The organism is Streptomyces sp. CA-243310 (assembly GCF_050936775.1).
Lineage (GTDB): Bacteria > Actinomycetota > Actinomycetes > Streptomycetales > Streptomycetaceae > Streptomyces.
Genome location: NZ_JBNJMF010000002.1, coordinates 1,065,147 through 1,091,165 on the forward strand (window position 1 = coordinate 1,065,147; position 26,019 = coordinate 1,091,165).

Annotated in this window: 22 protein-coding genes; 11 read left to right on the top strand and 11 right to left on the bottom strand. The window is 72.1% G+C overall.

The genetic code is table 11. The annotated features are described in order from the left end of the window. The first annotated feature begins 171 nt into the window (after positions 1 to 171). From ACQEVM_RS22280 to ACQEVM_RS22290, 3 genes are all read left to right on the top strand, one after another. Positions 172 to 417 (top strand): hypothetical protein, encoded by a 246-nt coding sequence (locus tag ACQEVM_RS22280; protein ID WP_351754326.1) that lies wholly within the window; start codon positions 172 to 174, stop codon positions 415 to 417. A 152-nt stretch (positions 418 to 569) separates the two neighbouring features. Then, on the top strand, positions 570 to 935 hold the full coding sequence (locus tag ACQEVM_RS22285) for a hypothetical protein (RefSeq protein WP_433081730.1): 366 nt from the start codon (positions 570 to 572) through the stop codon (positions 933 to 935). Between the two features lie 279 nt (positions 936 to 1,214). Then, entirely contained in the window at positions 1,215 to 2,303 is a 1,089-nt protein-coding gene (locus ACQEVM_RS22290; protein WP_433081732.1) for an FAD-dependent oxidoreductase, read from the top strand. Between the two features lie 146 nt (positions 2,304 to 2,449). On the opposite strand, the gene ACQEVM_RS22295 is transcribed toward ACQEVM_RS22290, so the two are convergent. From ACQEVM_RS22295 to ACQEVM_RS22305, 3 genes are all read right to left on the bottom strand, one after another. Beyond that, positions 2,450 to 2,800, bottom strand: a complete 351-nt coding sequence (locus tag ACQEVM_RS22295) for a hypothetical protein (RefSeq protein WP_433081734.1) — start codon at positions 2,798 to 2,800, stop codon at positions 2,450 to 2,452. A 305-nt stretch (positions 2,801 to 3,105) separates the two neighbouring features. Continuing rightward, the gene (mltG, locus tag ACQEVM_RS22300; RefSeq protein WP_433081736.1) at positions 3,106 to 4,011 is read right to left on the bottom strand and encodes an endolytic transglycosylase MltG; all 906 of its coding nucleotides are present in this window, start codon (positions 4,009 to 4,011) and stop codon (positions 3,106 to 3,108) included. A 63-nt stretch (positions 4,012 to 4,074) separates the two neighbouring features. Further along, positions 4,075 to 6,006 (bottom strand): ABC transporter ATP-binding protein, encoded by a 1,932-nt coding sequence (locus tag ACQEVM_RS22305; RefSeq protein ID WP_433081738.1) that lies wholly within the window; start codon positions 6,004 to 6,006, stop codon positions 4,075 to 4,077. Positions 6,007 to 6,105: 99 nt separating this feature from the next. Between ACQEVM_RS22305 and ACQEVM_RS22310 the strand changes: the two genes are divergently transcribed. From ACQEVM_RS22310 to ACQEVM_RS22325, 4 genes are all read left to right on the top strand, one after another. Then, positions 6,106 to 6,576, top strand: a complete 471-nt coding sequence (locus ACQEVM_RS22310; RefSeq protein WP_351754343.1) for a MarR family winged helix-turn-helix transcriptional regulator — start codon at positions 6,106 to 6,108, stop codon at positions 6,574 to 6,576. Positions 6,577 to 6,604: 28 nt separating this feature from the next. Further along, on the top strand, positions 6,605 to 9,541 hold the full coding sequence (locus tag ACQEVM_RS22315; RefSeq protein WP_433081741.1) for an FAD-binding and (Fe-S)-binding domain-containing protein: 2,937 nt from the start codon (positions 6,605 to 6,607) through the stop codon (positions 9,539 to 9,541). Positions 9,542 to 9,689: 148 nt separating this feature from the next. Continuing rightward, a complete protein-coding gene (locus ACQEVM_RS22320) occupies positions 9,690 to 11,516 on the top strand; it encodes an ABC transporter transmembrane domain-containing protein (protein ID WP_433081743.1) in 1,827 nt (608 codons plus the stop codon). Continuing rightward, positions 11,513 to 13,294, top strand: a complete 1,782-nt coding sequence (locus ACQEVM_RS22325; protein WP_433081745.1) for an ABC transporter ATP-binding protein — start codon at positions 11,513 to 11,515, stop codon at positions 13,292 to 13,294. Before ACQEVM_RS22320 ends, ACQEVM_RS22325 begins: the two co-directional genes overlap by 4 nt. 109 nt (positions 13,295 to 13,403) lie before the next feature. Here the strand turns inward: ACQEVM_RS22325 and ACQEVM_RS22330 are convergent, their stop codons facing one another. Together ACQEVM_RS22330 and ACQEVM_RS22335 are read right to left on the bottom strand one after the other, a co-directional pair. Next, a complete protein-coding gene (locus tag ACQEVM_RS22330) occupies positions 13,404 to 14,606 on the bottom strand; it encodes a hypothetical protein (RefSeq protein ID WP_433081747.1) in 1,203 nt (400 codons plus the stop codon). A 204-nt stretch (positions 14,607 to 14,810) separates the two neighbouring features. Then, positions 14,811 to 15,602, bottom strand: coding sequence for a metal-dependent hydrolase (locus ACQEVM_RS22335; RefSeq protein ID WP_433081749.1), 792 nt, complete (start codon positions 15,600 to 15,602; stop codon positions 14,811 to 14,813). Positions 15,603 to 15,747: 145 nt separating this feature from the next. Here ACQEVM_RS22335 and ACQEVM_RS22340 point away from each other — a divergent pair, with 145 nt between their 5' ends. The 3 genes from ACQEVM_RS22340 (at position 15,748) to ACQEVM_RS22350 (ending at position 19,698) form a co-directional block, all read left to right on the top strand. Continuing rightward, positions 15,748 to 18,267 carry a DEAD/DEAH box helicase gene (locus ACQEVM_RS22340; protein WP_433081751.1) on the top strand — a complete coding sequence of 840 codons (2,520 nt, stop codon included), beginning with the start codon at positions 15,748 to 15,750 and terminating at the stop codon, positions 18,265 to 18,267. 70 nt (positions 18,268 to 18,337) lie between these two features. Beyond that, complete coding sequence (locus ACQEVM_RS22345) at positions 18,338 to 19,216, top strand: acyl-CoA thioesterase (protein ID WP_433081753.1); 879 nt, start codon at positions 18,338 to 18,340, stop codon at positions 19,214 to 19,216. 80 nt (positions 19,217 to 19,296) lie between these two features. Then, a complete protein-coding gene (locus ACQEVM_RS22350) occupies positions 19,297 to 19,698 on the top strand; it encodes a YchJ family protein (protein ID WP_433081755.1) in 402 nt (133 codons plus the stop codon). Here the strand turns inward: ACQEVM_RS22350 and ACQEVM_RS22355 are convergent. Together ACQEVM_RS22355 and ACQEVM_RS22360 are read right to left on the bottom strand one after the other, a co-directional pair. Beyond that, on the bottom strand, positions 19,662 to 20,519 hold the full coding sequence (locus tag ACQEVM_RS22355; RefSeq protein WP_433081757.1) for a DUF6397 family protein: 858 nt from the start codon (positions 20,517 to 20,519) through the stop codon (positions 19,662 to 19,664). The two genes, ACQEVM_RS22350 and ACQEVM_RS22355, sit on opposite strands and share 37 nt — an antisense overlap. Positions 20,520 to 20,761: 242 nt before the next feature. Then, positions 20,762 to 21,160, bottom strand: coding sequence for a roadblock/LC7 domain-containing protein (locus tag ACQEVM_RS22360; RefSeq protein ID WP_053683454.1), 399 nt, complete (start codon positions 21,158 to 21,160; stop codon positions 20,762 to 20,764). A 106-nt stretch (positions 21,161 to 21,266) separates the two neighbouring features. Between ACQEVM_RS22360 and ACQEVM_RS22365 the strand changes: the two genes are divergently transcribed. Next, on the top strand, positions 21,267 to 21,704 hold the full coding sequence (locus ACQEVM_RS22365; protein WP_433081759.1) for a PPOX class F420-dependent oxidoreductase: 438 nt from the start codon (positions 21,267 to 21,269) through the stop codon (positions 21,702 to 21,704). Positions 21,705 to 21,742: 38 nt separating this feature from the next. Here the strand turns inward: ACQEVM_RS22365 and ACQEVM_RS22370 are convergent, their stop codons facing one another. Genes ACQEVM_RS22370 through ACQEVM_RS22385 form a run of 4 tightly spaced genes read right to left on the bottom strand, consistent with a single transcriptional unit; the run spans position 21,743 to position 25,876 of the window. After that, positions 21,743 to 22,402 (bottom strand): GTP-binding protein, encoded by a 660-nt coding sequence (locus ACQEVM_RS22370; RefSeq protein ID WP_433081761.1) that lies wholly within the window; start codon positions 22,400 to 22,402, stop codon positions 21,743 to 21,745. After that, positions 22,402 to 22,806: a DUF742 domain-containing protein gene (locus ACQEVM_RS22375; protein ID WP_433081763.1), complete on the bottom strand. Its 405-nt coding sequence runs from the start codon at positions 22,804 to 22,806 to the stop codon at positions 22,402 to 22,404. Before ACQEVM_RS22375 ends, ACQEVM_RS22370 begins: the two co-directional genes overlap by 1 nt. Beyond that, positions 22,803 to 23,246 (bottom strand): roadblock/LC7 domain-containing protein, encoded by a 444-nt coding sequence (locus ACQEVM_RS22380; RefSeq protein ID WP_433081765.1) that lies wholly within the window; start codon positions 23,244 to 23,246, stop codon positions 22,803 to 22,805. The genes ACQEVM_RS22375 and ACQEVM_RS22380 overlap by 4 nt, the downstream gene beginning before the upstream one ends. Continuing rightward, the gene (locus ACQEVM_RS22385) at positions 23,246 to 25,876 is read right to left on the bottom strand and encodes a nitrate- and nitrite sensing domain-containing protein (RefSeq protein WP_433081767.1); all 2,631 of its coding nucleotides are present in this window, start codon (positions 25,874 to 25,876) and stop codon (positions 23,246 to 23,248) included. The genes ACQEVM_RS22380 and ACQEVM_RS22385 overlap by 1 nt, the downstream gene beginning before the upstream one ends. Positions 25,877 to 26,019 lie beyond the last annotated feature (143 nt).

A 26,019-nucleotide genomic window follows, 5' to 3' on the forward strand; every position in this document is an offset into this window, starting at 1 on the left:
CGGGGCGGCGCCGGCGGGATCCGCGAGGTGAGGGGCCACGTCCTCCGGCGTCCTCGCGGACCCGCGCGAACTGCCCCCGGGAACTGCCTCTTCGGGGCGGGGCGCCGCCCTACGGTCGTGCCGGTACAGGACAGCGGTGGAATCCCCGCCGCCCCACACCGGGAGAGGCCCATGAAGACGAACAAGAAGCTGGCGGCCGGCGGCGCCGCGATCGTGCTGGCCGCGGGCATCGCGATCACGGCGGTCGGCGCGGCCAACGCGGCGCCCGCCCCGACGGAACGCATCACCTCCGTGAGCGGGCTGCACGAGAGCCTCGCGCAGGCCGTCGCCGAGGAGCAGGCCCTCGGGCTCCAGGGCACTCTCGGCGGGCCCGTCGGCCGCGAGGCACTGGAATCACACGACGCGATCGACGGCTGACGGGGCGGGTGAGCACCGTGGGATCCGACCGGACAGGGGCCGCGCCGGAAACGGACGCGCCGACGGCGACACCGTCCACGTGGTGTCCGAGCGGTGAGGCCCGGGCACCCGAGTCCGTCGTCCTGGGCGTCCGCTCGGCGACGGAAGGCCGGGTGACCTACCTCGCGGACCCGGTTCCGGCGTCGGAGGTGCTCGGTTCGATCCCCGAGGGAATCGAACCGACGCGGGTCCTCCGTTTCGCCTCGCACTGCGTCTCGAACTGCGTCAACCGACGCGGCGCGGACTGCGCCCTGGTCGAGCGGGTCCTGGCGCTGCCGCCCGCGGCAGACTCCCGCGCCGTCCCGCGGTGCCACCTTCGCTCCCGGTGCCAGTGGTGGCAGCAGACGGGGGTGGACGCCTGCCACCGCTGCCCGGCGATCACCACCGCCACCTTCCGGGAGGACGAACTGGCGACCCTGGTCGCCGATCCGAACACCACCCCCGAGCAACTCGCCTCCTGGATCGAGGCATCCGCCTGATCCAGTCGCCCGTTCCACCGACCGGCGTTCGGTCCCGCTCGCCCCGCGCGGTCACCTAGACCTGCTGAGGGTGGCCTCGGGTTCCTGATGACACGGGCCGGCGAGTCCTTCCGCGGACGTGATCGTCGTCCGCCTCGTCGTGTACGCCTTCCTCGGCCCCACCGCCGACCTCCTCGTCCGCGCTCGTACGGTCAGGGGCGAGGACCCGCCGCCGCGCCCCGGTCGGCCCGCCCGCATCGGGTCGGGAAGATCCCCGGGCCCCCACGGGTTGGTGGAAGCGTGAACGAACTCAGGGAGCGGGAAGCGGCAGCGGTCGACGTGGTGGTCGTCGGCGCCGGGCAGGCCGGCCTGTCCGGCGCCTACCACCTGGCCCGTGCGGGCATCGACCACGTGGTCCTGGACCATGCGCCGCGGCCGGGGGGAGCCTGGCAGTTCCGCTGGCCCTCCCTCACGTACGGCAAGGTGCACGGCATGCACGCGCTGCCCGGCATGGAGCTCACGGACGCGGACCCGCTGCGGCCGTCCTCCGAGGTCATCGGGGAGTACTTCGCCGCCTACGAGGAGCGCTTCGGGATACGCGTACGCCGGCCCGTGGACGTGACCGCCGTACGCGAGGGATCCGCGGGGCGGCTGCTGGTGGAATCCGGGGCGGGCAGTTGGGCGCCCCGGGCCCTGATCAACGCCACCGGCACCTGGGACCGACCGTTCTGGCCCCGCTACCCGGGTCAGGAAGCCTTCCGGGGCCGTCAGCTGCACACCGCGAACTACCCGGGGCCGCAGGAGTTCGCGGGGGCCCGGGTCGTCGTCGTGGGCGGCGGCACCTCGGCGGTACAACACCTCCTGGAGGTGTCCGAGGTGGCGGCTCAGACCACATGGGTGACCCGCCGGACACCCGTGTTCCGCGACCGCGACTTCGGCGAGTCCGCCGGTCGGGCGGCGGTGGCGCTGGTGGAGGACCGGGTCAGGCGGGGTCTGCCGCCACAGAGCGTGGTCAGCGTGACGGGTCTGGCGCTGACCGACGCCGTCCGGGCGGGGCTCGACTCCGGGGTCCTGGACCGCCGCCCCATGTTCGACCTGATCACCCCGACCGGGGTGACGTGGGCGGACGGGCGACACGTGGACGCCGACGTGATCCTCTGGGCCACCGGCTTCCGGGCCGCCGTCGACCACCTGGCGCCCCTGCACCTGCGCGAGCCGGGCGGCGGGATCCGCGTGGAGGGCACCAGGGCGGTCCGGGACGAGCGGATCCACCTCGTCGGCTACGGGCCGTCGGCGTCGACCATCGGGGCGAACCGGGCCGGCGGCGCGGCGGTCCGCGAGATCCGCCGCCTCCTCACCCGCGAAACCGCCGAAGCGGGCCGCGCCTGATCGGCGCCGCTCGGCAACGGTGGCCCTGTCACCGGCGCCCTCGTCACCGATGGCCTTGCGACGGGTGACCTCGCTGATGGCCGCCGAACGCCCCCTGACCTGAGCTCCGCGTTCCGGTGCGCGTTCTCACGAAGGGCGGGGTCCCCTCAGCACCTCCGGTGCCACCACGCCAACTCCGGGTCGGTCGCGGGCTCGTGGTGCGTGCGCGCGAGCAACACGGCGTCCAGGTGTTCGACCCGCGACCGGAGTTCCGCGGCGGCCTTCGGCGGCAGCATGAACAGGGCCTGGTGCAGTTTGTCCCGGGCCCAGCCCTCACCGCAGCACGGGCAGGTGAACTCGGTCTCCCACGGCCTCCACCGGCGTCCGGGGCCGAGGACGCGCACGGACCACACGCTCAGCGCGACTGCCACGATGCCCGGAGACAACCGATCCCGTTCGAGCACGCGAACGGCGGCGTTCGCCGCCCCGGACAGCCCCGGGACATCGCGATATCGCACCCGGGAGCTTCCCCGGCCCCGTTCCCGCGACCGAAGCGAAGCCGGTGGTCTACGCGGCACGGCTCCTTCGGATACACGTCATGGGAGGCATCTTCCCCTGGCTGACGACCGTCCGGACGGCATCCGGGATCGAGCGGAACCCGCCGGCGTCAGGCTCCGACGCTGCGAACCCGGACGGGGAACGGCACGATACCCGACCCGGTCTCGACCTCGATCCTGCCCGTGCCCCTTCCCCGAATCCCGAACGGCAACGCGTCCGACCCCACACGCCCCGCCACACCCCCCGCCCCGTCGGGACAACGCTCCTAGGGCGCGGGGTCGGCGTCGCGTCCCGGGGGTCGTGTCTCCTGGCGGCCGGGAGGCCCCGCCTCGGCGTGGGCGGCCCCCGCCTGCGCGCGCAGCCTGTTGAAGTCCGCGACGTGCTTCTTGTGTTCCTCGTACGTCGCCGAGAAGCGGGTGTCCCCCGGCTTGACCGTGACGAAGAACAGCCAGTTCCCGGGAGTCGGGGCGACGGCCGCCGCCATCGCCTCCAGTCCGGGGCTGTCGATCGGCGTGGGCGGCAGGCCCTGCCGTTCGTACGTGTTGAAGGGACTGTCGATCTTCGTCTCGCTCAGTCTGGTGTCCACCGTGTTGCGGTTCAGCGCGTAGTTGATGGTGGAGTCCATCTGGAGCGGCATCGACTTCGCCAACCGGTTGTGGACCACCCGCGCCACCTTGCCCATGTCCGCACGGGTGTCGGCCTCCGCCTCGATGATGCTGGCGAGGGTGGCCGTCTGGTACGGGGTCATTCCGTGGGCCTTGGCACCGTCCGAGACGGCCTTGGTGGCCAACTTTCCGTTCGCCGTCCGCACCATGTACGCGAGCACCGATGCCGGGGTGGACTTCGAGGTCACCGGGTACGTCGCCGGGAAGAGATAGCCCTCCGGGTTGCCCTTCGCCTCCGGGGGGAGGGCAAGGCCGGCCGTCGCGACAGCCGACTTCGTGGTTCCTGCGGGGAGGTTGAGCGCGCTGTCCACGGCGGCGTAGACCTGCGGGGCCCGCCGGCCTTCGGGAATCAGCAACTGGCGTGGTTTCTCCGGCGCCTTCTCGCCCGGCAGCAGCGGAATCAGGACTGCGGTCCCGAGCCCGAGCAACGTGCCGAAGAGGAGAGCCAGCCTGCCCCGGCGGGTGAGCCGGGGGTGGCGCTGTGGCGGCAGATCTTCATGACGCATGCGGGCACGTTAACCCGCGATCTGCCCCATTTCCGTCATCTCACCCACAGTGCGGTCATATGATCACACGTTTACCGGGGTCGGTACGGCGTCGCCGAACGTCTCACCCTTGGCCGCCTTGACCGTCTCACCCTTGACCGTGTCGTTCACGGCCTTCTCGTTCACGGCACCTTCCGGCAGCACCGCGGCATCCCGGTCACGCCGGACGAGCGCGGCGTATCGGCCGTCGGCCTTCAGCAGCTCCTCATGCGTTCCACGCTCGGCTATTCGACCGGCGTCCAACACGACGATCTGGTCGGCGTCGCGAACGGTGGAGAGGCGATGGGCGATGGTGATGGTGGTGCGGCCCGCGGAGAGGTTGTCGATGGCCTGCTGCACCGCATGCTCCGTACGGGTGTCGAGCGCGCTGGTCGCCTCGTCGAGGATCAGCACCGGCGGGTCGCGCAGGATCGTGCGGGCGATGGCCAGGCGCTGCTTCTCGCCGCCCGAGAAGCGGTAGCCCCGTTCGCCGACGAGGGTGTCGTATCCGTCGGGCAGCGAATCGATGTGTTCGTGGATCTGGGCCGCGCGGGCCGCCTCGACGATCTCCTCGTCGGTGGCGTCAGGTTTGGCGAAGCGCAGGTTGTCGGCGACCGAGGCGTGGAAGAGGTAGGTCTCCTGAGAGACCACGCCGATGGACCGGGCCAGCGAGTCGAAGTCCAGGTCACGCACGTCCACTCCGTCGAGGACCACCCGCCCGCCGGTCACGTCGTAGAGCCGGGGCACCAGATAGCTCAGGGTGCTCTTGCCGGAACCGGTCGGGCCGACCACCGCGAGGGAGCCGCCCGCCGGCACGGTGATGTCGATCGCCGACAGGGTGGGGCCGTTCTTGGCCTCGTACGCGAAGTGCACGCCCTCCAGCCGAACCTCGCCCTTGGCGCGCTCCAGCCGTACGGGGTCCGGGCGCTCGGTGATGTCCACCGGCAGGTCGAGGTACTCGAAGATCCGGGCGAACAAGGCGAGCGAGGTCTGGATCTGCACGCCGGTCGACAGCAGGCTCACGGCGGGCCGGAACAGGCCCTGCTGAAGGGTGACGAAGGCGACGAGGGTACCGACCGACAGCGAGGGGGAGCCGGTCTGCAGGGCGATGCCCGCCGCCCAGTAGATGAGCGCGGGCATGGCGGCCATGACGATGCCGATGGTGGACATCCGCCAGCGCCCGGCCATGCTGGAGCGCACTTCGAGGCCGACCAGCTTCTCGGACTCCTCCGAGAAGGAACGCGTCAACGAGTCGGCGCGCCCCATGGTCCGGCCGAGAAGGATGCCGCTGACCGAGAGCGACTCCGTGACCGTCGCCGCCATGGAGGCCATCTGCTTCTGCCGCTGCATCGTGATCCGCTTGCGTTCGCGGCCCACCCGCCGACTGATCCACACGAAGACGGGGAGCAGCAGGAGCGAGACGAGCGTCAGGCGCCAGTCCAGCGCGAGCATGGCCACGACCGATGCGATCACGGCCGTGAGGTTCGAGACGAGGGAGGTGGCGGTGGAGGTGACGGTGGCCTGCATGCCGCCGATGTCGTTGGCGATGCGGGACTGCACCTCGCCGGTGCGGGTGCGGGTGAAGAAGGCCAACGGCATCCGCTGGAGCTGGGCGTACACGGCGGCGCGCAGGTCGTGCATGACGCGCTGGCCGACGGTGGTGGATATGAGGGTCTGGAGCACGCCGAAGACGCTGGTGACGACCGCGGTGAGGATCATGCCGAGCGCCAGCAGGCTCAGCAGTCCGGTCCGCCCCTGGGGGATCGCGACGTCAAGGATCTCCCTCAGCAGGAACGGCGAGGCGACGCCGACGAGGGAGGAGGCGCCGACGAGCGCGCCGACGACGGCGAGCCGCCCGCGGTAGGGCCGGAAGAGGGAAACGATGCGGCGCAGCTCACGCGGCTGGTCCGCGGGGGCGGGTCGGTTGGGGTCGAGGGCTTCTTTCGATGGGGACCACTCGGGCTCTTTGGGGCGCATGGGCCTCCTTCTGACGAGACTCGCATGAGCATAGCTCATTGTTACCTATACTCACAATGAATCTGGTCCCTATACTCTTGCCATTATGAGGACCGCAGCATGAGCACCGCTCCCGAAGCCGACAGCACGGACAGCACGGACGGGGTACTCGCCGAGCAACTGCTCCGCCTGACCCGCCGGCTGCACCGCATCCAGAAGCGCCATCTCGAACCCCTCGGGATCACTCCCGCCCAGTCAAGGCTGCTGCGGCTGGTCTCGCATTACGACGGAGCGGAACCGCCCCGCATGGCGGATCTCGCAGCGCGCCTGGAAGTGGTGCCCCGCGCCGTCACCACGCTGGTCGACGGGCTGGAGGCGGCCGAGTGCGTGCGCCGCGCGCCGGACCCGGCGAACCGCCGGGTGATCCGGATCGAGCTGACCGACGCCGGCCGCGCCACGCTGCGCCGGCTGCGCAACGCGCGAACCGACGCGGCAGAGGAGATCCTTGCTCCATTGACCGCCGAACAGCGCAGGGTGCTCGGGGGCCTGCTGAACGCTCTGGCGGACGCCCCGGCGGAGCCCCCCTGCTGAGATCGCCGCCGAGTCGAGGGGTCGCGCCATGCCGCTGCTGGAACCGAGGCCCGGGACCCTGCGGCCGCGCGATGTCGGCGCCCCTTCGCCCGATCGGGTGTCGGACCAGCGGGCGGGCGGGACCCCGGAAGCGCTGCGCGCCGACCTGTCGGAGCTGCTCGGCGCCGAGAAGGTGCTGTGGAAGGTCTCCGACCTGGTCCGGTACGCCTCGGACGCGTCGCCGTACCGGTTCGTGCCGCAGGTCGTGGTCGTCGCCGAGGACATCGACGACGTCTCCGCCGTGCTCTCGTACGCTCACGGCAAGCAGCGCGAGGTGGTCTTCCGCGCCGCCGGGACCTCGCTCAACGGTCAGGCCCAGGGTGAGGACATCCTGGTCGACGTACGCCGCCACTGGTCCGGCGTCGAGGTGCTCGACGGTGGTCTGCGGGCACGGATCCGGCCCGGCACCACCGTGCTGCGGGCCAATGCCGCACTCGCCCGCCACGGCAGGGTCCTGGGCCCCGACCCGGCGAGCGCCATCGCCTGCACCCTGGGCGGGGTCGTGGCGAACAACGCGTCCGGCATGACGGCGGGAACCACGAGGAACTCGTACCGCACCCTGTCCTCCCTGACCCTGGTACTGCCCACCGGCACCGTCGTGGACACCGCCGACCCGCTCGCGGACGAGGAACTGGCGCGCGCCGAACCGAGCCTGTGCCGCGGGCTGATGGGCATCAAGCGGGAGATCGAGGCGAACCCGGGGCTGGCCGCCCGGATCCGCGCCAAGCACGAGATCAAGAACACCACCGGCTACCGGCTCGACGCCTACCTCGACGGCAACACCCCCGTCGAGGTCCTGCGCGGCCTGATGGTGGGGTCCGAGGGCACCCTCGGCTTCATCTCGGAGGTCGTCTTCGACACCCTCCCCCTGGACCGCGAACCGACCAGCGCCCTGTTGTTCTTCCCCTCCCTGCCGGCCGCGGCCGCCGCCGTGCCGCTCTTCGGCGAGGCCGGGGCCATCGCCGTCGAGGTGATGGACGGCAACACCCTCCGGGCCTCGGTCAGTGTCGAGGGGGTGCCCGCGGACTGGGCCGACCTCCCGAAGGACACCACCGCGCTACTGGTGGAGTTCCGCGCCCCGGACGAGGCGGGCCGGGCCGACTGCGAGCGGCGCGCGGCCGACGTGCTCGCACGGTTGGAGCTGGTCGCCCCGGTCGCCTCGGTGACGAACACCTTCACCCGCGACCCGGGCACCATCTCCGGGTACTGGAAGGCCCGCAAGGCCTTCGTCACCGCCGTCGGCGGGGCCCGCCCGCCCGGGACCACCCTGATCACCGAGGACTTCGCCGTCCCGCCGGGCCGGCTCGCCGAGGCCTGCGAGGTCCTCCTCGCCCTCCAGGCCGAACACGGCTTCGACGCCGCCGTGGCCGGCCACGCCGCGCACGGCAACCTGCACTTCCTGCTCGCGTTCGACGCGGGCCTCCCGGCGGACGTGGCACGGTACGCGGCCTTCATGGACGCGTTCTGCCGGCTGACCGTGGAACGCTTCGACGGCTCGCTGAAGGCCGAGCACTCCACCGGCCGCAACATGGCCCCCTTCCTGGAACTGGAGTGGGGCCCCGAGGCCACCGAACTGATGTGGCGCACCAAGCGGATCATCGACCCCGACCTGGTGCTGGCCCCGCGCGTCCTCCTCGACCGTGACCCCCGGGCCCACCTGCGCGGGCTGAAGACCATTCCGCGGGTGGAGGCGGTCGCCGACCCGTGCATCGAGTGCGGCTTCTGCGAACCGACCTGCCCCAGCGGGGACGTGACGACCACGCCGCGGCAACGGATCGTGCTGCGCCGCGAGATGATGCGCCAGCCTCCCGGCTCCCCCGTCCTCGAAGGGCTGCTCGACGCCTACGGATACGACGCCGTCGACACCTGCGCGGGGGATTCCACCTGCAAGATCGCCTGCCCCGTCGGCATCGACACCGGCGCCCTGATGAAGGACTTCCGCCACCGACGGCACGGTCCGCGCGAGGAGCGGGTCGCCGAGTCGGCCGCCCGGCACTTCCGCACGGTCGAGTCGGCCGCCCGGCTGGCCGTGGCCGCCGCCGACGCGGTCTCGCACCGGGGCGGCGACCGGTTCCTGCGGGCCGTGACGGGCGTGGCGCGCCTGGCCGTGAACCCCGATCTGGTGCCGCAGTGGCTGCCGCGGATCCCCGGCGCCGCGGCCCGCGCGCTGCCCGACACCCGGCGGGTGGGGGCCGTCGCGGTGTACTACCCGGCCTGCGTCAACCGGATCTTCGGCGGCCCCGAGGGCGAGCCAGGCCCCTCCCTGCCGCAGGCCCTGGTGGCCCTCTCGGAGCGGGCCGGACTGCCGGTGTGGATCCCCCGCGACGTGTACGGCACCTGCTGCGCGACGATCTGGCACTCCAAGGGCCTCGACGCCGGCAACCGGGTGATGGCCAACCGGATGGTGGAGTCCGCCTGGGGCTGGACCGCGGGCGGACGGCTGCCGCTGGTGGTCGACGCCTCCTCCTGCACCCTGGGCATCGCGCACGAGGTGGTCCCCCACCTGACGGACGACAACCGGGCCCTGCACGCGGAGCTGCGTGTCGTCGACTCCGTCGTCTGGGCGGCCGAGGAGCTGCTGCCGCGACTGGAGATCCGGCGCACCATCGGCTCGGCGGTGTTGCATCCGACCTGCTCCATGGAGCATCTGGGTGACACGGGCGCGCTCAGGGCGGTCGCCGAGGCGTGCGCCGAGGAGGTGGTGGTCCCGGACGACGCGGGCTGCTGCGCCTTCGCGGGCGACCGGGGCATGCTGCACCCGGAGCTGACCGCCTCGGCCACGGCCCGCGAGGCTGCGGAGGTGACGGCGCGCGCCTTCGACGCCCACCTGTCGGCGAACCGGATGTGCGAGGTGGGGATGGATCAGGCCACCGGCCGCTCCTACCACTCGGCCCTGCTCGAACTGGAGCGCGCCACGCGCCCCTGATCCCCACCCCCGACCAGGCCGGACTCCCCGCACCGGGTCCGCGGAGCGCGGCGCCGCGCTCCGTAGGCGACGGAAAATGGATTGCCCCGGGGCGGCCCGGAAGACGAACCTTGTGTGGTTTGAACCACTCGACCAGTCATGGGGCGTCATGCAGATCAGCGATCTTCCGTATCCGGACCCAGGGGTACCCGACGCTCGCTCCGGCCCTCGCTTCCTCGTGTGGCTGGGACGCAACCAACTCGGCGGACAGGCCAAAAGCCTGTGCTGGGGGCTGTTGCACCACATCGGCATCGCCGGTCTGCCCTTCGCGGTGGGATTCGGCGTCGAGGCGGTCGTGGACCGCGACGGCCGACGGCTGCTGCTCGTAGGGGCGTTGATCGCGGTGCTCGGCATCGCGATCTCGCTCGGCGACGCCATGCTGCACCGGACGGCCGTCACCAACTGGATCACCGCTGCCGCCCGCGTGCAACAGCTCCTCGCGCGCAAGACCGCGGAGTTGGGCTCCGCCCTGACCCGGCGGGTGGCGGCCGGCGAGGTCGTCGCGGTGTCCACCGGCGACGTCGAGAAGATCGGCTGGTTCGTCGAGGCGGTCTCACGCTTCCTCGCGGCGGCCGTGGCGATCGTGCTCGTCTGCGTCGGACTCGTCTGGTACGCGCCGTCCCTCGGCGTGGTCGTGGCCGTGGGCATGCCGCTGCTGGCGCTTTCCTCCCTTCCGCTGCTCCCCCGGGCCACCCGGCGCGCCGACATCCAGCGCGAGAAGGCGGGCAAGGCGACCGAGTTGGCCTCCGACACCGTGGCGGGCCTGCGGGTCCTGCGCGGGATCGGCGGCGAGGAGCTCTTCCTCGGACGCTACCGCGCCGCCTCCCAGGAGGTGCGGGAGGCCGCCGTGCGCAGTGCCCGGATGTGGGCGGTGATCTCGTCGATCCAGGTGTTCCTGCCGGGCCTGCTGATGATCGCCGTGGTCTGGTACGGCTCCTCGCTCGTCCTGGACGGTCGGCTCGACGTCGGCGAACTCGTCGCGGTCTTCAGCGCGGTGTCCCTGCTGCTCTATCCCCTGCGGAGCGTGGAGGAGATCGCCATGGCGTACTCGTTCTCGCGTCCCTCCGCCAAGCGGGCGGCCCGGGTGCTGAAGCTGACCCGGACCGACGCGGACGAGCCCGAGGCGCGGACCGCCCCCGAGGCCCCGGCCCCGGGTGGGGAGCTGTACGACCCGGAGACGGGGCTGTTGGTCCCGCCCGGGCAGTTCACCGCCGTCGTGTGCGGCGATCCGGACCTCGCGGGTCGGCTCGCGGAACGGCTCGGCGGCCATCCGATGGACGCCGCCGCCGAGGGACCGCCGGTGCTGTTGGGCGGGGTCGCGTTGGACGAACTCGCGCTGGACACCGCCCGCACGCTGGTCCTCGTACAGGACAAGGACCCGGTGCTGCTGTCCGGAACCCTGCGCGAGCTGTTCGACGTGCCGGCGTCCGGGGCGGTGACGCCCTCGGCCGCGCTGGCGGCCGCACAGTGCGCCGATGTGCTGGACGCGCTGCTCCAGTCGGCGCCCGACGGGGTCGAGGACGCCATGGACGCGCGGATCACCGAGCGCGGCCGTTCGCTGTCCGGGGGGCAGCGTCAGCGCCTGGCCCTGGCCCGCTCCCTGGTCACCGACCCGGAGGTGCTGGTGTTGGACGAGCCGACCTCGGCGGTCGACTCCCACACCGAGGCACGGATCGCGGACGGCATCGCGGCCCTGCGCGCCGGACGCACCACGGTGGTCCTGGCCTCCTCGCCCCTGCTGCTGGACCGCGCCGACCGGGTGGTGCTCGTGCACGAGGGCACGGCCCTGCCGGCCGGCACGCACCGCGAACTGCTGCACGGCGAACCGCGCTACCGGGCCGTCGTCACCCGCGAGACCGAAGAGGAACAGCGGGCGGCGGACCTGGAACTGGCACGCATCGCAGAATCACTCACAGAGATCGAGGAATCCGCATGATCGGCGTGGCGCCGCCGGACTACGATCCGGCAGCCCCCGAAACGGCCGCGACCCTGCCCGTGGGCACGTCCACGACCGTTCGGGACTATGTGCGCGGCCTGTTCCGGCGCCACCGGCGGGCCTTCGTGCTCCTGGTGACGGTCAACGCGGTCGCGGTGATCGCGTCCATGGTCGGCCCGTACCTGCTCGGTCGGGTCGTGGACGATCTCGCGGCCGGGGTCCGCGAGCTGCGTCTGGGCACCGTGGCCCTGCTGTTCGCGGGAGCCCTCGTCGTACAGACCCTCTTCGTGCGGCAGGTCCGGCTGCGCGGGGCGATGCTCGGCGAGGAGATGCTGGCCGACCTGCGCGAGGACTTCCTGGTCCGTTCCGTCGGTCTGCCGCCGGGCGTGCTGGAGCGAGCCGGTACCGGTGACCTGCTGTCGCGGATCACCACCGACATCGACCGGCTGGGCAACGCGATGCGCGAGGCCGTGCCCCAGCTGGCCATCGGCGTGGTGTGGGCGGGGCTGCTCTTCGGTGCGCTGGCCGTGACCGCTCCGCCGCTGGCGTTGGCGGCGTTGGTGGCCCTGCCGATCCTGGTGATCGGCTGCCGCTGGTACTTCCGGCGGGCACCTTCGGCGTACCGGTCGGAGTCGGCCGGGTACGCGGCGGTCGCGGCGGCCCTCACCGAGACCGTGGACGCGGGCCGGACCATCGAGGCGCACCGTCTCGGGAAGCGTCGGATCACGATGTCGGATCGCCGGATCAAGGAGTGGACGGCGTGGGAGCGGTACACGCTGTTCCTGCGGACGGTCCTCTTCCCCGTCATCAACGTGACCTACGTGACGATCCTCGGCTCCGTGCTGATGATCGGCGGCTACTGCGTCCTGCGGGGCTGGATGTCGGTCGGGCAACTGACGACGGGCGCGCTGCTGGCCCAGATGATGGTCGACCCGATCGGCCTGATCCTGCGCTGGTACGACGAGTTGCAGGTGGCGCAGGTGTCGCTGGCCCGTCTGGTGGGCGTGCGCGAGATCGAGCCGGACGCGGGTGACTCGGCGGTGTCCCCGGAAGGCCGGGCCGTCCGGGCGGACGAGGTCCACTTCGGCTACCGCGAGGGCGTGGACGTCCTGCACCGGGTGTCGATGGCCGTGCCGCCGGGCACCCGCATGGCGCTGGTCGGCCCTTCGGGCGCCGGCAAGTCCACCCTGGGCCGGCTGCTCGCGGGCATCTACGCACCACGGACGGGGGAGGTCACCCTCGGTGGGGCACGGCTGTCGCGGATGCCGGCCGAGCGGGTGCGCGAGCACGTGGCGCTGGTCAACCAGGAACACCACGTGTTCGTGGGTTCGCTGCGGGACAATCTGCGACTGGCACGGACGGGCGCGGACGACGCGGAACTGTGGGCGGCGCTGGGAGCGGTGGACGCCGACGGCTGGGCCCGGGCCATGGAGTGCGGACTGGACACCGAGGTGGGCTCCGGCGCGACGGCGCTGACGCCCGCGCAGGCGCAGCAGATCGCGCTGGCCCGGCTGGTGTTGGCGGACCCGCACACCCTGGTGCTGGACGAGGCGACCTCGCTGCTGGACCCGCGTGCCGCCCGCCATCTGGAGCGTTCGCTGGCCCGGGTGCTGGACGGCCGTACGGTCATCGCCATCGCCCACCGGCTGCACACCGCGCACGACGCGGATGTGATCGCGGTGGTCGAGGAGGGCCGGATCAGCGAACTCGGTTCGCACGACGAGCTGGTCGCGGCCGACGGCGCGTACGCCGCGCTGTGGCGCTCCTGGCACGGCTGACCCGTGCGTACGCCGTGGCTCCGCAGTGGAACCACGGCGTACGTCGTGTGAGCCGGTCGATCGCCCTCGGGGCCGGCCGGTCCGAGCCGTGAGGGCGGCGGGTCGGGCGCTACCGCGCCGGCGCGTGGGCCTGCTGCGACGCGCAGGTCCAGACGACGGGGTGCATCACGTCCCTGGCGTCGACGGCGTACCCGCCGACCCGGTCGTCGTCGGAGACGGTGAAGGCTCCGCTGTGGCCCGTCGCGGCGAGGCGGGGCAGGGCGAGGGTGGGCCCGGAGCCCTTCCACAGGGTGGCCTGGTACGGCGGGGCGGTCTCCGGCGGGAAGGGGCCGACCATCGTCGAGTCCGAGGCGATTCCCACGCTGACACCGGTGGTGGGGCTGACGTCCTCGAAGGTGCCCTGGGTGCGCTCACCGAGGTTCGCGACCGTGGTCACGTCCGTGTAGGGCGGCTTCCAGACGACGCCGTTGGAGGTGATGAGGCGCGAGAACTCGTAGGTGCCGGAGATCCGGCCCTTCTCGTCTATGTCCTGCGGCAGGTACGTGCTGTAGGTGTCACCCGGGTGGAACGGCCGGAGCTCCTGCGCGGGCGCGGCCTTGTCGGCCGCCCACACGAGTCCGGTCTCGTACCAGTACTCCGCGTCCATCACCCCCGTGCCGCGTCCCACGATCCGGCCGGCGTTGTTGATGCCCGTGATCTCGGCCAGCCCGGTGATCTGCGGGGGCAGGGCCAGCTCGCGGCGGACGGTGGTGCCCACCCACTCCACCCCCACCACGTGCCAGGGGTCGGTGTGCCGCTCGCCGACGACGTGTCCCTTGTCGTTGATGTCGCTCGCCCGCTCTCCGCCGGGCAGGACGGCGACCGCCTTCGCCCCGGGTACGTACCGGAAGGCGACCGGGGGCTTGTCCGTACCACGAAGCCACCCGACCATCACGCCGAACCGGTTGACCGCCTCCACGCCGCCCGACGTGTACCCGGCGGGCAGCGGCACCCGGTGGACGGAGGTGCCGAGCCAGTAGACGGGCCGGTTCTGCGAGCGGCCGACGGACATCCCGAGGGGGCCGAGCCCCTTGACGTCGGTGGTGGTCGACCAGGGGGACGAGGACTCCCCCGGACCCGGCAGCGAGTGCAGCACCTGGATGCCCGGCGTGCAGCGCCGCGCCGCATCGGCCGGCTCCCCGGTCGCGGCGTGGGCCGGCACGGCCACGCCGGTCACCGCCAGCGTGGCGAGAACCGTGCCCGCCATCAACGCCGACCGGGTGCCCGTCCCGTTCCCGTCCCTGTTTCTGTGGCCGTTCCTGTCGCGCTTCATCTCGTCCCCCGGATTCCGCCGCTCGTACCGCTTCGACAGGACGGATCACCGTGCCCCGCCCATGTGCCCCACGGTCCTGGTGTGAGCCGCCGCGCCTGACGGCTCGTCGGCTCACATGATTGTCCGTACGGGGACGGGCTGAACAGACCGATTCCAGGCATCTGAGGGCCTCGGTTCGGGCCGGTGGCGAAGGGGACGCGAAGGTCAGATGAAGCCCAGGGCGGACGCGCCGCCCACTCCACCGAGCAGCATGAACACGGGCATCAGCACCTTCAGCTCCACCCAACTGCCGGCGCGGAACCGCATCATCTTCGGCGGGCCGATCGGGTACCAACGCTTGCCGGCGATCGGGAGCGGCCACAGGATCGGGCAACCGGAGACGGTCAGCGCGTCCCCGATGTCGTGGACCAGGGCCCCGAGCAGGATCGGCAGGCCGAGCCAGAGGTACTCCTGGCCGGGTTCGGTGAACAGCCAGCCGGCGCCGTTGCCCGGCTGGTCGAGCACGCCGGCCAGGATCCAGGCGCTGGTGGCGCCCAGGAGCCACACGAGGACGTCGCTGGACATCCGGGCCGCGCGCCACAGCAGGCCCTCGACGGCCAGCACCAGGTGGACGAAGAGCAGCGCGAGGACGCCCCAGCGATCGGCGGTCACGGCGAGGGCGGACGAGCCGCCGCCGATCAGGACCGCCCAGAGCCAGGTGTGGGTCAGCGTCCGGTGGCCGCCGGTGCGCCGGGCGTCGCGCGGGGCCCGGGTGGCCTTGTAGACGGCGTACGAGATCTTGTCGACCACCTCGCACAGGCCCTTGGAGAGGGGCCCGAAGGCGCGCGAGATCGTCGCCGACTTGTGGTCGAGGTCGGGCGCGAGCGCCGCGCCGGCGCAGATGAGCGCGCCGACGACGAGGACGGGCCAGGGCATCGGGTACCCGGCCGCCGCAGCCGCCGCGCCGACCCCCAGCCAGGCCGCCGCGCCGGACAGTGAGTGCGCCGGACCCATCATGGTGTTTCCCCGCCCCGGTTCTGTGATGGTCAGAGCCCGTCGACGGTTTCGTCCGGGCCGTGTGGACGGCACAGCGTACCGTCGATGATCTTCTTTCCTCCCGCCGGTTCCCTCATCCGGTCCGAAGCCAGGCAAGATGGGGGGTGTGACCCTCATTGATCAGCTCCCGCCGAACGCCGACCCCGATGCCCTCTTCGAGGCCTTCTCCTCGTGGGCGGAGGGCCAGGGCATCACCCTGTACCCGGCGCAGGAGGAGGCGCTGATCGAGGTCGTCTCCGGGGCGAACGTGGTCCTCTCCACCCCGACCGGCTCCGGCAAGAGCCTGGTGGCGGCCGGCGCGCACTTCACCGCGCTGGCCCAGGACAAGGTCACCTTCTACACCGCGCCGATCAAGGCCCTCGTGTCGGAGAAGTTCTTCGACCTGTGCAAGCTCTTCGGCACCGAGAACGTCGGCATGCTGACGGGTGACGCATCCGTGAACGCGGACGCCCCGGTCATCTGCTGCACCGCCGAGGTGCTGGCGTCCATCGCGCTGCGCGACGGCAAGTACGCCGACATCGGCCAGGTCGTCATGGACGAGTTCCACTTCTACGCCGAGCCGGACCGGGGCTGGGCCTGGCAGATCCCGCTGCTGGAGCTTCCGCAGGCACAGTTCGTTCTGATGTCGGCGACCCTCGGCGACATGAAGCGGTTCGAGGAGGACCTGACCCGGCGCACCGGCCGTCCCACCTCGGTGGTCCGCTCCGCGACCCGGCCCGTCCCGCTGTCGTACGAGTACCTCACCACGCCGATCACCGAGACCATCACCGAGCTGCTGGAGACCCGGCAGGCGCCGGTGTACATCGTGCACTTCACCCAGGCCCAGGCGGTCGAACGGGCGCAGTCGCTGATGAGCATCAACATGTGCACCCGCGAGGAGAAGGACAAGATCGCGGAGCTGATCGGCAACTTCCGGTTCACCACCAAGTTCGGCCAGAACCTCTCCCGCTACGTCCGCCACGGCATCGGCGTCCACCACGCGGGCATGCTGCCCAAGTACCGGCGCCTGGTGGAGAAGCTGGCGCAGGCGGGCCTGCTGAAGGTCATCTGCGGTACCGACACCCTCGGTGTCGGCGTCAACGTGCCCATCCGCACCGTGCTGTTCACCGCGCTCACCAAGTACGACGGCACCCGGGTCAGGACGCTGCGCGCCCGCGAGTTCCACCAGATCGCCGGCCGTGCCGGTCGGGCCGGATTCGACACGGCGGGCTATGTGGTGGCGCAGGCTCCCGAGCACGTCATCGAGAACGAGAAGGCCCTCGCGAAGGCGGGCGACGACCCGAAGAAGCGCCGCAAGGTGGTCCGCAAGAAGGCTCCCGAGGGCTTCGTGGCCTGGTCGGACACCACCTTCGAGAAGTTGATCGCCGCCGACCCGGAGGCGCTGACCTCGCGCTTCAAGGTCACCAACATCATGCTGTTGTCGGTCATCGCCCGCCCCGGCGACGCGTTCAAGGCCATGCGGCACCTGCTGGAGGACAACCACGAGCCGCGCAAGGCGCAGCTGCGGCACATCCGCCGGGCCATCGCGATCTACCGCTCGCTGCTGGACGGCGGTGTCGTGGAGAAGCTCGACACCCCGGACGCCGAGGGCCGCACCATCCGGCTGACCGTCGATCTCCAGCAGGACTTCGCGCTGAACCAGCCGCTGTCCACCTTCGCGCTGGCCTCCTTCGACCTGCTGGACCCGGAGTCGCCTTCCTACGCGCTGGACATGGTCTCGGTCGTCGAGTCCACGCTGGACGACCCGCGCCAGATCCTGGCCGCCCAGCAGAACAAGGAACGCGGCATGGCCGTGGGCGCGATGAAGGCCGACGGGATCGAGTACGAGGAGCGGATGGAAAGGCTCCAGGACGTCACCTATCCCAAGCCCCTCGAAGAGCTCCTTCTGCACGCCTACGACGTGTACAGCAAGAGCCACCCGTGGGTCCGCGACCACCCCGTCTCGCCGAAGTCGATCATCCGTGACATGTACGAGCGGGCGATGACCTTCACGGAGTTCACCTCGTACTACGAGCTGGCCCGTACCGAGGGCATCGTCCTGCGGTACCTGGCGAGCGCGTTCAAGGCCCTGGACCACACCATCCCGGACGACCTCAAGTCCGAGGACCTCCAGGACCTCATCGCCTGGCTGGGCGAGCTGGTCCGCCAGGTCGACTCCAGCCTGCTCGACGAGTGGGAGCAGTTGGCGAACCCCGAGGTGGAGACGGCGGAGCAGGCCCAGGAGAAGGCCGACCAGGTCAAGCCGGTCACCGCGAACGCCCGCGCCTTCCGTGTCCTGGTCCGCAACGCCATGTTCCGTCGTGTCGAGCTGGCCGCCCTGGACCACGTCAACGTGCTCGGCGAGCTGGACGGGGAGTCCGGCTGGGACGCCGATGCCTGGGGCGAGGCCCTGGACGGCTACTGGGACGAGTACGACGACCTGGGCACCGGCCCCGACGCGCGCGGCCCGAAGCTGCTGCAGATCGAGGAGGACGCGGAGCACGGCCTGTGGCGGGTCCGCCAGGCCTTCGCCGACCCTGCCGGTGACCATGGTTGGGGCATCAGCGCCGAGGTCGACCTCGCGGCCTCCGACGAGGAGGGCCGGGCGGTCATCCGGGTCACCGCGGTCGGTGAGCTCGGCCTCTGATCCGTTCCCGCAGGCCGCCGGCGTCGCCGGGCCCGCCGATTCCGCCGGACACGACAGTGGAGAACCCCTGATGACGAACCCCGCCGAGAGACTGGTCGATCTGCTCGATCTGGAGCAGATCGAGGTCAACATCTTCCGGGGCGCGAGCCCCCAGGAATCCCTCCAGCGCGTCTTCGGCGGGCAGGTCGCGGGCCAGGCACTGGTGGCCGCGGGTCGCACGACCGAGACGGACCGCCCGGTCCACTCGCTGCACGCGTACTTCCTGCGCCCCGGCATCCCCGGGGTGCCCATCGTGTACCAGGTGGAACGGGTGCGTGACGGGCGTTCCTTCACGACACGTCGTGTCACCGCGGTCCAGCAGGGCAAGACCATCTTCAACCTGACCGCCTCCTTCCATCATCCGGAGGAGGGCAGCATCGAGCACCAGCTGCCCCCTCGCCTCGACTTCCCGCACCCGGACACGCTTCCGGCGGTCGCGGAGGAGATCCGCGAGCATCTGGGAGCCCTGCCCGAGGCCCTGGAGCGGATGGCCCGCCGCCAGCCCTTCGACATCCGCTACGTGGACCGGCTCCGCTGGACTCCCGAGGAGTTGAAGGACGCCGACCCGCGCAGCGCGGTGTGGATGCGGGCGGTCGGCCCGCTCGGGGACGATCCGCTCGTGCACACCTGCGCGCTCACCTACGCCAGTGACATGACCCTCCTCGACGCCGTGCGCATCCCGGTGGAGCCCCTGTGGGGCATGCGCGGGTTCGACATGGCCTCGCTGGACCACGCCATGTGGTTCCACCGGCCGTTCCGGGCCGACGAGTGGTTCCTGTACGACCAGGAGTCCCCCATCGCGCACGGCGGTCGGGGCCTTGCTCGCGGCCGTATCTACGACCTTGAGGGCAGGCTGCTGGTCTCCGTGGTCCAGGAAGGCCTCTTCCGCCCGTACGCCCCCAAGAAGTAAGAGTCGCCCGCCCCGTCCACGCAGTCGCCCGATCCGTCCAAGCGGTCGTCCGACCCGTCCACGAAGAGCTGAGCACGCCCATGTCCACCCCGGTCCTCCCCTGTCCCTGCGGGCTGCCCGCCGCCTACCCGGTGTGCTGCGGACGCTTCCACTCCGGTGACCGGCAGGCGCCCACCGCGGTGCTGCTGATGCGTTCGCGCTTCAGCGCCTTCGCGGTCGGCGACACCGCCTACCTGCTCCGTTCCTGGCACCCGTCCACCCGCCCGGACCGGCTCGAACTGGATCCCGGGCAGCGCTGGGAACGTCTGGAGATCCTCGCCACGGAACGCGGCGGCATGTTCGAGACACAAGGCGCGGTGGAGTTCCGGGCGCACTACCGAGAGGGCCGGCACACCGGATCCCTGCACGAGCACAGCGGCTTCTCCCGCGAGGAGGGGGCCTGGGTCTACGTCGGCCCCCTCTCCCCGGTGGACTTCGACTGACCCCGAGCGCGGGTCAGGGCGAAGTCCAGGCCGGCGCGGTACCACCGGATCTCGTCCGGCGGCCGGGCCCTCAGCAGCGACTCCGCCACGACGGCGGCAGCCGGGACCCGCGGGTGGCCGTAGGGCGGAGACGGTGCCAGCGCCGCGAGCACGATGCGTTCGGCCGGATCGGGCACCACCTCCCGCACCTCGTCCGTCGGGAGGACGGACGCGAGCACGGCGGCCCGCTCCCAGGGGTCGGTGGTACGTCTCAGCAGCAGCTCCACATGCCGCTCGCGCCATGTGCGCGGGCGCAGGTCACCTTTGGTCGCGACCAGCTCCCGATCCTCCGGAAGTGCCGTCCCCCGCAGCATGCCGGCGTCCCGGACGGCGAACGCCCGCAGCTCGGCGGCCAGGTAGAGCCACACGACGGCGCGGTAGCGGTTGATCCGGTAGCCGATCGGGATGATGTGCCCGCAGCGCGCGAGCCGGGTGAACCGGCTCGGCCCCACCCCGAGCACCTCGGCCCCGGCGTCGGCGCCGGCCACGGTCTCGACCCGCGCTCGCAGGGCTTCCGGGAAGCCCTCGGCCGCCCTCACGCGCTCCAACTCGGCCCGCGTGAAACGTGCCGCCCCGCTCGGCGCCCGAGGCCCGGCGCGCACCAGTCCCAGCTGTACGGCCCGGGCCAACTCGCCCCGTCCCAGGTCCAGCTCCCGCGCGGCCCTGACGCCGCCGACCGGCCCCTCCGGAGACACGGCCGGCGCCGGCCCGGCCGGTGCTCGCGGCCCCGAAACCCGCTCATCCGGTACGGCCAGTGCACGGTCCTGCGTTTCCATCCTCATCACGGTTCTCCCCCCACGAGTGGCAATCACTCTGTGTGAAGACCGTAACTCAGCGCAACGAACGCGGCGAGGCCTGTGGATAACTCCCGGTCGCGGCACCCAACTCCCGGTCCGGCCCACTGGTCCGGGTTCGACCCTGGTCCGGTTCCCATCCGATCCGGTCCGATCCCCGGCCCGCGTCCGATCGGCACGCGTCCGATCCCCGGCCCGCGTCCGATCCGGATCCGGGTCCAGGCCGTTCGTCAGCCCCCCGTGATGCGTCGTTCCGCGACGCCCAGGTGTTCGCCCACCCGGTTCACCATCAGGGTCATCTCGTACGCGACCTGCACGATGTCCGCCTCGGCCGCGCTGAGCGCGCACAGACAGCTACCCGAGCCCGCCGCGACGACGAACAGGAACCCCTCGTCGAACTCGACCATCGTCTGGCGCACCTCGCCCGCCCGGAAGTGCCGTCCGGACCCCTTGGCCAGGCTCTGCAACCCGGCCGCGACGGCGGCGAGATGCTCCGCGTCCTCCCGCGCCAGCCCCGCGCTCGCCCCGGTCACCAGCCCGTCGTTCGACAGGACCACGGCGTGCCGGACCTGCGGAACCCTGCGCGTCAGGTCGTCCAGTAGCCAATCGAGCTGCTTGTCCAGTGCCATTTCCAGCCCCTCCCCGTCGACGCGGCCGACGTGGCCGCGTCCCACCCCGCTTGGTCGTGCCGCCAGCCTTCCCCACCAGCGGCTTTCCGGCAAGGAGGATGGACCCATGACGAAGAAGATGACTGAAGAGGAATGGCGGGCGTTCGTCTCGCATTCCACCCGCACCGGGAAGCTCTCCACCGTACGCGCGGACGGGAGCCCGCACATCGCTCCCATCTGGTTCGTTCTCGAGGGTGACGCCTTCGTGTTCAACACCGGCCGTGACACCGTCAAGGGTCGGAATCTGGCCCGGGACGGGCGGGTCGCCCTCTGCGTGGACGACGACCGGCCGCCCTTCTCCTACGTCGTCCTCCAGGGCCGCGCCGAACTCGTCGAGTACACCGACCACGAGGAGGAGATGCTGACCTGGGCGACGAGGATCGGGGCGCGGTACATGGGCGAGGAGCGCGCCGAGGCCTTCGGCCGGCGCAACGCGGTCGACGGGGAACTCCTCGTGCGCGTGACCATCGACAAGGTGATCGCGATGGCCGACGTGGCGGCCTGAGCCGGCGCCCGTCGACTTCCGAACGCTGCGCACGTCCGTCACTCCGGCCCGGCCTGCGCACCCGAACCCACCGACGCGAGCAGCCGGGCGGTGTGCATCCGCCCGGCATACTCGACCAGTCTGATCAGCACTTCCTTCCCCGAGTCCTTGTCCCGGGCGTCACACAGCACCACGGGCGTGCCCTGTTCCAGGTCCAGAGCCCGTGCCACCTCGTTCGAGGCGTAACGCCGCGCGTTCGTGAAGCAGTTGACGGCCACGACGAACGGGATGCGACGGTGCTCGAAGTAGTCCACCGCCGGGAAGCAGTCCTCCAGCCTTCGCGTGTCGGCCAACACCACCGCTCCGAGGGCGCCTTGCGACAGCTCGTCCCACAGGAACCAGAAACGGTCCTGTCCCGGCGTGCCGAACAGGTACAGCGACAGGCCCGAGCGGATGGTGATGCGCCCGAAGTCCATGGCCACCGTCGTGGTGGTCTTCTGATCGACGCCTCCGGTGTCGTCGACGAGTTGGCCCGCCTCGCTGAGCAGTTCCTCCGTGCGCAGTGGTCGGATCTCGCTGACCGCGCCCACCAGAGTGGTCTTCCCGACGCCGAAGCCACCCGCCACGAGGATCTTCAGCGCGAGCGCCGCCGCTTCCTCGTCCTCGTCGTCTTCAACTTCCGGACCGGACCCGGTGGATCCGTTGTGGTGCAGTCCCATCACAGCGCTCGCAATCCTTCGATGACTTCACGCAGAATCCGCTCGTCGGGCAGCTGCGCGGGCGGTACCGGGCGGCTGACCTTGACGTGTCCGGCCTCCAGCAGGTCGCCCAGCAGCACCCGCACCACCCCCACGGGCAGGTCCGCGTCGGCGGCGAGTTCCGCCACCGACTGGGTCTCGTCGCGGCACAATCCGAGCAGCGCACGGTGTTCGGGTCCCCACAGGGACTCGGTCGCGTCGTCGCCGCCCTCGGGGTCCGCCACGGCGACCAGCGCGATCAGGTCGAAGCGGACGCCGTGCGGTCCCGGTTTGGTGCGTCCGCCGGTCATGGCGTAAGGCCGGACGAGCGGCCCCGCCTCGCTGTCGAACCACTGGCCGTTCACCGGTCTGACCGCCGCGCTCACCCGGCGGCCGGCGGGTGCGCCGCGAAGCGCGAGGGGGCGTCCAGGTGCTCGCCAACCCGCTTGACCAGCCGGGCCATCTCGTAGGCGATGAGCCCGATGTCGGCGCCGCCGGCGCTGAGGACGGCCAGGCAGGAGCCGTCGCCCGCGGCGGCGACGAAGAGGAATCCCTCGTCCATCTCCACCATCGTCTGGCGCACGCTCCCGGCGCGGAAGTGCCGACCCGCTCCCTTGGCCAGGCTGTGGAAGCCGCACGCCACGGCGGCCAGGTGCTCGGCGTCCTCCCGACCGAGCCGGCTGGAGGATCCCACCGCCAGACCGTCGCTGGACAGGACCACCGCGTGACGGACCTCGCGGACGCGCGTCACGAGGTCGTCGAGGAGCCAGTCCAGCTCGCCCGCCCCGCGAGCCCCGTCGAGCCCGATCAGCTGGTGTTCGATCATCACGCTTCTCCTTCGCTGCCTGCGTGGGGGGAGTTCTCGCGGGCGCCCCGGGCCCAACCGGCCCGATAGGCGGCCATCCGGTCCCTGGCCTGCTCGGGGCTGCGGTCCGGCGGGGCACCGGACGGGCCCGCGTCCGCCGGATCCTCGGGCTCGGGGACCTCGCGCAGTTGGGGTACCAGGCTGGCCTGGCGGACCCTGCGCGGCAGTTCGGTCACCGAGGCGGCGCCCGCGGGACCGGCGGCGGGTGCATGCGTACGGACCGCAGTGCCGCCGGGGCCGCGCGGTCGCAGGGGGGCTGCCGCGACGGGGCGCGGCTCCCGGGGCTCGCCCGCGGGGTCCTGGGCGGGGTTGTCCCGCTCGGGATCCGGTACGGCATCGGGCCCGGCCGACGCCCCGGCCTCCTCCCGTGCGACGCCGGCGCGGGCTCCTTCCCGTACGGTCCCGGCGGAGGCCTCCTGACGGCTGCCTCCGGCGTGGGGGGCCTCACGACCGGGGACGGCTCCCACGGCGACCGGGGACGGCGCCGCCACCTCCGCGGGGTCGTCCGAGGCCGCCGTGACGGCCGCCTGGAGAAGGGAGTTCGGCAGCAGCACGACGGCCGTGGTGCCTCCGTACGGTGACGGGCGCAGGTGGACCCGCACGCCCTGTCGGGCAGCGAGCCGGCTGACCACGAACAGCCCGAGGCGGTCGCTGTCGAACAGGTCGAGCGCCTCGGATTCCTCGATCCGGCGATTGGCGTCGTGCAGCGCGTCGCGGCCCATGCCGAGTCCCCGGTCCTCCACCTCCAGGACGTAACCGGCGCCGACCGGCTCGCCACTGACCCGGACCTTGGTGTGCGGTGGGGAGAACTGGGTGGCGTTCTCGATGAGTTCGGCCAGCAGGTGGGTGAGGTCGGCCACCGCGCCGCCGGCGACGGCCGCCTCCGCGAGCCCGCGGACCTCGACGCGCGGGTAGTCCTCGATCTCGGAGACCGCGGCGCGCACGACATTGGTCAGGGGGACCGGCATGCGCCACGCCCGCCCCGGGGCGGCTCCCGACAGGATGATCAGGCTTTCGGCGTGCCGACGCATGCGCGTGGTCAGGTGGTCGAGGCGGAAGAGGTCGTCGAGTTCGCCCGGATCGTCCGAGCGGCGTTCCATGGAGTCGAGCAGGGTCAACTGCCGGTGTACCAGGACCTGGCTGCGGCGGGCGAGGTTCACGAAGACACCGCTCACCCCGCCGGCGAGTTCGGCGCGCTCGACGGCGGCGCTCAGAGCGGCCCGGTGCACGGTGGAGAGGGCCTCCCCCACCTGGGCGATCTCGTCCTCTGCGGGCGGCCCGGTCGCGGTCTCGGCCTCGACGTCGACGTCCTGGCCGGCCCGCAGTCGCTCCATGGCGTGCGGGAGTTTGCGACGCGCGATCTCCAGGGCGGTGTTGCGCAGCGAGACCAGTTCCACCACCAGTGCGCGGCCGATCCGTACGGAGATCACGAGGGAGGCGATGACGGCGGCCAGGCCGAGGGCGACGGCCGCGCCGGCTCCGCTGAGCGCCACGCGCGTGAACGGGTCGGTGCGATCGGCGGCCTCGGCGCGCGCGGCGGCCTCGGTCTCCCTGATGGAGGCACCGACACCGCTGAAGGCGGCGTCCCACCCGGCGGGCTTGACCGCGCCGGAGCCGGCGCCGGCTCCCGCACCGGTTCCCGTACCCGCGGCCGCCGTGAGCGCCCGGTCCTCCGCCGCGATGAGTTCGGCGTGCGTGGCGCTCTTGGACACGGACTCCCACGCGGTCCGCTCCTCGCTCGGCAGGTCCCGGGCGGCGTCGGCGAGCAGCGCGCGGCGGGTCTCCACGACGCCGGTCAGCCGGCGGAGCGTTTCGGCGTTGCGCGGACCCGGCACGGCGAGCAACGCGTCCTCTCGCGAGAGCAGTTCCCCGGCTTCGGCGAACTCCAGCAGAACCCGTGCGTCCGGGCCGAGTTCGGCGTCCTGCGCACCGGACAGGGCGCCGCCGACGGCGAGCGCGGCGTCGGCGACACGGGTGTACGTCTCGTAGGCGGCGTCGGCGGTCGTCCGCCGGCCGACGATGTCCTTGCGCGCGGACCCGAGCCCCTCGGCGGCGGCCACGAAACCACCGAGCCGGACCACGACGTCGGTGCGGTAGTCGCCGGAGTCGGCGACGGTGTTCCGGTCGCCGAGCCGCAGCCGGCGCACGGCGTCGTCGGTGCGCCGGGCCTGCTGTTCCAGGGCGGCGGCCCGCTCGCCGGCGGCGGGGTCGGCCAGGAACCGCACCGCGGCCCGCCGTTCGGCCTGCACCTCGGCGAGCGCGGCGGACACGGGGGCACCGACCTCCCGCTCGACGCGTTGGACGCGACCGAGCCGGGCGAGGTCCTGCGCGGTGCTGACCGTGGCGAAGGCCCAGAGCGCGAGCAGCGAGACCACCGGGACCATCAACAGCGAGACGATCTTGGCCCGGACCGTGCGGGGGCGCAGTCGTATCCGGGGTCTCTCGCCGGAGCCGGCCACGGCGGCGGGTCGAGGGGGTGTTCTCTCCTCGGGTTCCTCCGCGGGCTGCCCCGCGTGCGCCCGCCGGCCGCGCGCCGGGGGCCCGGGCGGCCCCGGCGCCGCTGCTTCCGGTTTCTTGCGGGGTGTGCGCATGGGCTCCTCGTTCCGGGCGGTACAGGCTGGGCTGGGCGGGGTGGAGGCGGATGCAGGGGTGCGGTGGCGGGTCCTCGGGTGGGGGCTCGCGGTCTGCGGGGTGCGGAGCGTCCGGCGTGCGCGGCACGACGGGGGCGCACGGA